Annotated in this window: 1 protein-coding gene; it reads left to right on the top strand. The window is 75.6% G+C overall.

The features are described 5' to 3' along the window. A partial coding sequence (locus ACIQOV_RS27770; protein ID WP_401053082.1) for an SDR family NAD(P)-dependent oxidoreductase occupies positions 1-4,869 on the top strand: 4,869 nt, incomplete at both ends.

Here is a 4,869-nt window from a genome sequence, read left to right as displayed (position 1 = left end):
GGGTGTCCTCCTTCGGCGTCAGCGGCACCAACGCCCACGTCATCCTCGAACAGGCCCCGACCGACCCGACAGCCCCCGCAGACGGGCTCGTCGACGGGTCCGGGACACCGGGGACCGTACCCGCCGTCGTCCCCTTGCTCCTCTCGGCGCGCACTCCGGAGGCGCTGTGCGCCCAGGCGGCGGCGCTGTCGGCCCGGATCGGAGACGGGTCGGGCGTCCGCACCGCGGACGTGGCCTTCTCCCTGGCCACGGGCCGCAGCGCGCTGGGACACCGCGCGGTGCTGGTGGGCACGGAGGAGAACCTCGCCGAGCACCTGGCCGCGCTGTCACAGGGTGCCGCGGTGTCCGGCGGCGGGTTGGTTTCCGGTCGGGTGGTGTCGGTGTTCCCGGGTCAGGGTTCGCAGTGGGTGGGGATGGCCGCGGAGTTGCTGGCCGGGTCGGAGGTGTTCGCGGAACGGATGGCGGAGTGCGGGCGGGCGTTGGCGCCTTACGTCGACTGGTCGTTGACGGAGGCGTTGGGTTCGGAGGCGCTGCTGGCGCGGGTCGATGTGGTGCAGCCGGTGCTGTGGTCGGTGATGGTGTCGCTGGCGGAGGTGTGGCGTTCGTTCGGGGTCGTTCCGGACGCGGTGGTGGGCCACTCGCAGGGCGAGATCGCCGCGGCTTGTGTGGCGGGCGGTCTGAGTCTGGAGGACGGGGCCCGGGTGGTCGCGTTGCGTTCCCGTGCGGTGGGGGTGCTGGCGGGCCGTGGTGGCATGGCGTCGGTGCCTCTGCCGGTGGACGCGGTGCGGGAGCGCATCGCCCCGTGGGCGGGCCGGCTCTCGGTGGCGGCGGTGAACGGCCCGTCGTCGACGGTGGTGTCGGGCGACGCCGACGCGGTGGCGGCACTGGTCGAGGCCTTGGTCGGGGAGGGTGTGCGGGCGCGTCTGATCGAGGTCGACTACGCGTCGCATTCCGCGCATGTGGAGGAGATCCGTGAGCGGTTGCTCTCCGATCTGGCCGGCATCGTTCCTGTCTCGGGTTCGGTGCCGTTCTTCTCGACGGTGACGGGTGGTTGGCTGGACACGAAGGCTTTGGACGCGGAGTACTGGTACCGCAATCTCCGGGAGACCGTCGAGTTCGGGCAGGCCACGGAGACGTTGTTGGGGGAGGGCTTCCGGTTCTTCGTGGAGTCCAGCCCGCACGCGGTGCTGTCGGTTGCGGTGGGGGAGTCGGTGGAGGCCGCGGGTACGGATGCCGCGGTGCTGGGGACGCTGCGTCGCGGGGAGGGCGGCCTGGCCCAGGTGCTGCGTGCGGTGGGCCGTGCGTGGGAGCGCGGGCTGGGGGTGGACTGGTCGGGTGCGTTCCCGGGGGCGCGGCGTGTCGAGCTGCCGACCTACGCCTTCCGGCGCAGCCGCTACTGGCTCGACGTTCCGACCACGAGCTGGGACGTCGCCTCGGCGGGTCTCGCCACGACCGGGCACCCGCTGCTCGGTGCGGCGACGCAGGTCGCGGACTCCGATGAACTGCTGCTCAGCGGCCGGATCTCGCTGCGCACCCACCCCTGGCTCGCCGACCACGCGGTGTCGGGCGTCGTCCTCTTCCCCGGCACGGCGTTTCTCGAACTCGCGCTGCGCGCCGGGGCCGAGGCGGACTGCCCGGTGGTCGAGGAACTCACCCTCGGATCGGCGCTCGTGCTCCCGGAGGAGGGAGCCGTCCACCTGCAGCTCCGGGTGGCCGCACCCGACGGCGACGGTCGGCGCAGGCTCGGCGTGTTCGCCCGTACGACACGGGACGCCGACGCGCCCTGGACCGAGCACGCCACCGGCACCCTGGCGCCCCGGCCCGCCGGGGACCCGGCCGGAGCCGCGGCCGGTCTGCTGAGCTGGCCGCCGTCCGGTGCCGAACCCGTGGACACCGGCGACCTCTACGAGCGCTTCGCCGAGGCCGGCTACCACTACGGCCCCGCCTTCCGCGGCATCCGTGCCGCGTGGCTCCGCGGCGGCGAGGTGTTCGCCGAGGTGGTGCTGCCGGAGCCGCAGCACGCCGACGCCGCCGGATGCGTGCTGCACCCCGCGCTGCTGGACGCGGCCCTCCAGATCGCCGCACTGCTGCCCGACCAGGACGGCCGGGCCCGGCTGCCCTTCAGCTGGAACGGCGTGACCAGCGGGATCACCGGGGCCACCACGCTGCGCGTGCGGCTCGCCACCGACACGCCGGACACCGTGGCCCTGCACGCCCACGACCTGTCCGGACGGCAGGTGCTCGGCGTGGAAGCCCTGCTGCTGCGGCCTCCGGCCGCCGGCGGGCCGCTCGCCGCGACCGCCCACGCCGACCTGCTGTACCGCCTCGACTGGACCCCGGCCACCGACCCGGCCGACAGCGCCGTGCCCACCTGGGCCGCCCTCGGCGGTGCCGTCCCCGGGGCGGTGTCATGGCAGGACATCGGCGCCCTGGGGGCCGCCCTCGAAGCGGGCGCCGCCCTGCCCGAGGTGATCGTGGCGGCCATCGCCACCGCCGACCTGCCCCACCCCGCCGACCGGGTCCGGGCCACCGCACACCAGGGCCTCGCCCTCGTGCAGCAGTGGCTGGCCGACGAGCGGTTCGCTGCGGCCAGGCTGGCCCTGCTCACCAGGGACGCGGTCCGTACCGGACCGGTCGACCGTCCCGTCGATCCCGCCCAGGCCGCCCTGTGGGGCCTGGTGCGCAGCGCGCGGGCCGAGCACCCCGGGCGCTTCGTCCTCATCGACGCGGCCGGGACCGGCGAGCCGGCGGACGCCCTGCCTGCGGCGCTCGCCGCCGGGGAACCCGAGCTGGCGCTGCGGACCGGCCCGCCGCTGCTGCCGCGGCTGGTCCGCGGCGGACGGCCGGACGGCACGCTGTCCCTGCCGGACGGCGCCGCCTGGCGGCTCACCACCGACGGCCGGGGCTCCCTCGAGGACATCGCGGCGGAGCCCGCTCCGGCGGCCCTCGCCCCGCTGGGCAAGGGGGAGGTACGGATCGCGGTGCGCGCCGCCGGGCTGAACTTCCACGACGTCATCGCCGCGCTCGGCCTGGACCCCGACCCCGAACAGCAGGGCCTGGGCAGCGAGGGCGCCGGAACCGTCATCGAGGTGGGCCCGGGTGTGGACGACCTGGTGCCCGGGGATCGGGTGATGGGGATCTTCGGGGGCGCGTTCGGCCCGACCGCCGTCGCCGACCGCCGTACCGTCGCCCGGATACCGGCGGGCTGGTCCTTCGCCCGTGCCGCATCCGTGCCGGTGGTGTTCCTCACCGCCTACTACGGTCTGTTCGATCTCGGCGGACTGCGGCGCGGGGAATCGGTACTGGTCCACGCCGCGGCCGGAGGTGTCGGCATGGCGGCGGTGCAACTCGCCCGGCACGCCGGTGCGCGGGTGTTCGCGACCGCCTCCCCCGCCAAGTGGGACGTCCTGCGGGCCGGCGGACTGGACGCCGCGCACATCGCCTCGACCCGTACCACCGACTTCGCCGAGACGTTCCTGACGGCCACCGGCGGGCGGGGCGTCGACGTCGTACTCGACAGCCTGGCACGGGAGTTCGTCGACGCCGGTCTGCGGCTGCTGCCGAACGGCGGACGGTTCGTGGAGATGGGCAAGACCGACGTCCGCGACCCCGAGACGGTCGCCCGGCAGCACCCCGGGGTGCGCTACCGGGCGTTCGACCTGATGGAGGCCGGTCCGGAGCGCATCGGCGAGATGCTCGCCGATGTCCTGGACCTGTTCCGGCAGGGAGCGCTGCGTCCTCTGCCCGTCACCGCCTGGGACGTCCGGCAGGCCCCGGCCGCCCTGCGCTCGCTCAGCCAGGCCCGGGGCGTCGGCAAGAACGTCCTGCTGCTGCCCGCTCCGCCGGACCCCGAAGGGACTGTCCTGGTCACCGGGGCCACCGGCACCGTGGGACGGCTCCTGGCCCGGCACCTGGTCGTCGCGCACGGCACCCGGCACCTGCTGCTGGCGGGCCGCCGGGGCGGATCCGCCGACGGCATGCCGGAGCTGGTACGGGAACTGACCGGGCTCGGGGCGTCGGTGACCGTCGCAGCCTGCGACGTCGCCGACCGCGCCGCGCTCGCCGCCCTGCTCGGGTCGGTGCCCGCCGCGCACCCGCTCACCGCCGTCGTCCACGCGGCCGGTGTCCTGGACGACGCCACGATCGCGGGGCTGACTCCGGACCGGCTCGACCGCGTCCTGCGGCCCAAGGCGGACGCGGCGCTGGCCCTGCACGAACTCACCCGGGGCCTCGACCTCGCGGCGCTGGTCCTGTTCTCCTCGGGCGCCGCCCAGTTCGGCGCGGCCGGGCAGGCGAACTACGCCGCCGCCAACGCGGTCCTCGACGCCCTCGCCGCCGAACGCCGGGCCGAGGGGCTGCCCGGCCTGTCCATCGGCTGGGGCCTGTGGGAGGAGCGCAGCGAGATGACCGCCGCGGTCACCGCGGGCCGGGGCGCCGGGGCGGGCGCGCTGACCTCGGCGGAGGGCCTCGCCCTGTTCGACGCGGCACTGGACTCCCCGTACGCCTATCGGCTCGCGGCCAGGATCGCCCCGTCCGTGCTGCGGGCGGACGACCGACTGCCCGCCGTGCTCCGCGGCCTGGTCCGCCCCGCCCGTACCGGTTCCGCCTCCGCCGCGGCGCCGGCCCGCTCGATGGCGCGGCAGCTCGCCGAGCTGCCCGAGGCCGAGCTGTACCGGACCCTGCTCGACCTGGTGCGCGGCAACGCCGCGGCGGTGCTCGGCCACAGTTCGCCGAACCTGATCCGCCCGGCCCGCCCGTTCAAGGACGTCGGCTTCGACTCCCTCACCGGGGTCGAACTGCGCAACCGGCTGGTGTCCTCGACCGGGCTGCGGCTGCCGGCCGCGCTCGTCTTCGACCACCCCACCCCGG

It is taken from the genome of Kitasatospora sp. NPDC091257, assembly GCF_044757675.1.
Classification (GTDB): domain Bacteria; phylum Actinomycetota; class Actinomycetes; order Streptomycetales; family Streptomycetaceae; genus Kitasatospora; species Kitasatospora lactacystinica.
The sequence above is the reverse complement of the archived record's forward strand: the minus strand, read 5'-3'. Positions and strand labels throughout refer to the sequence as shown.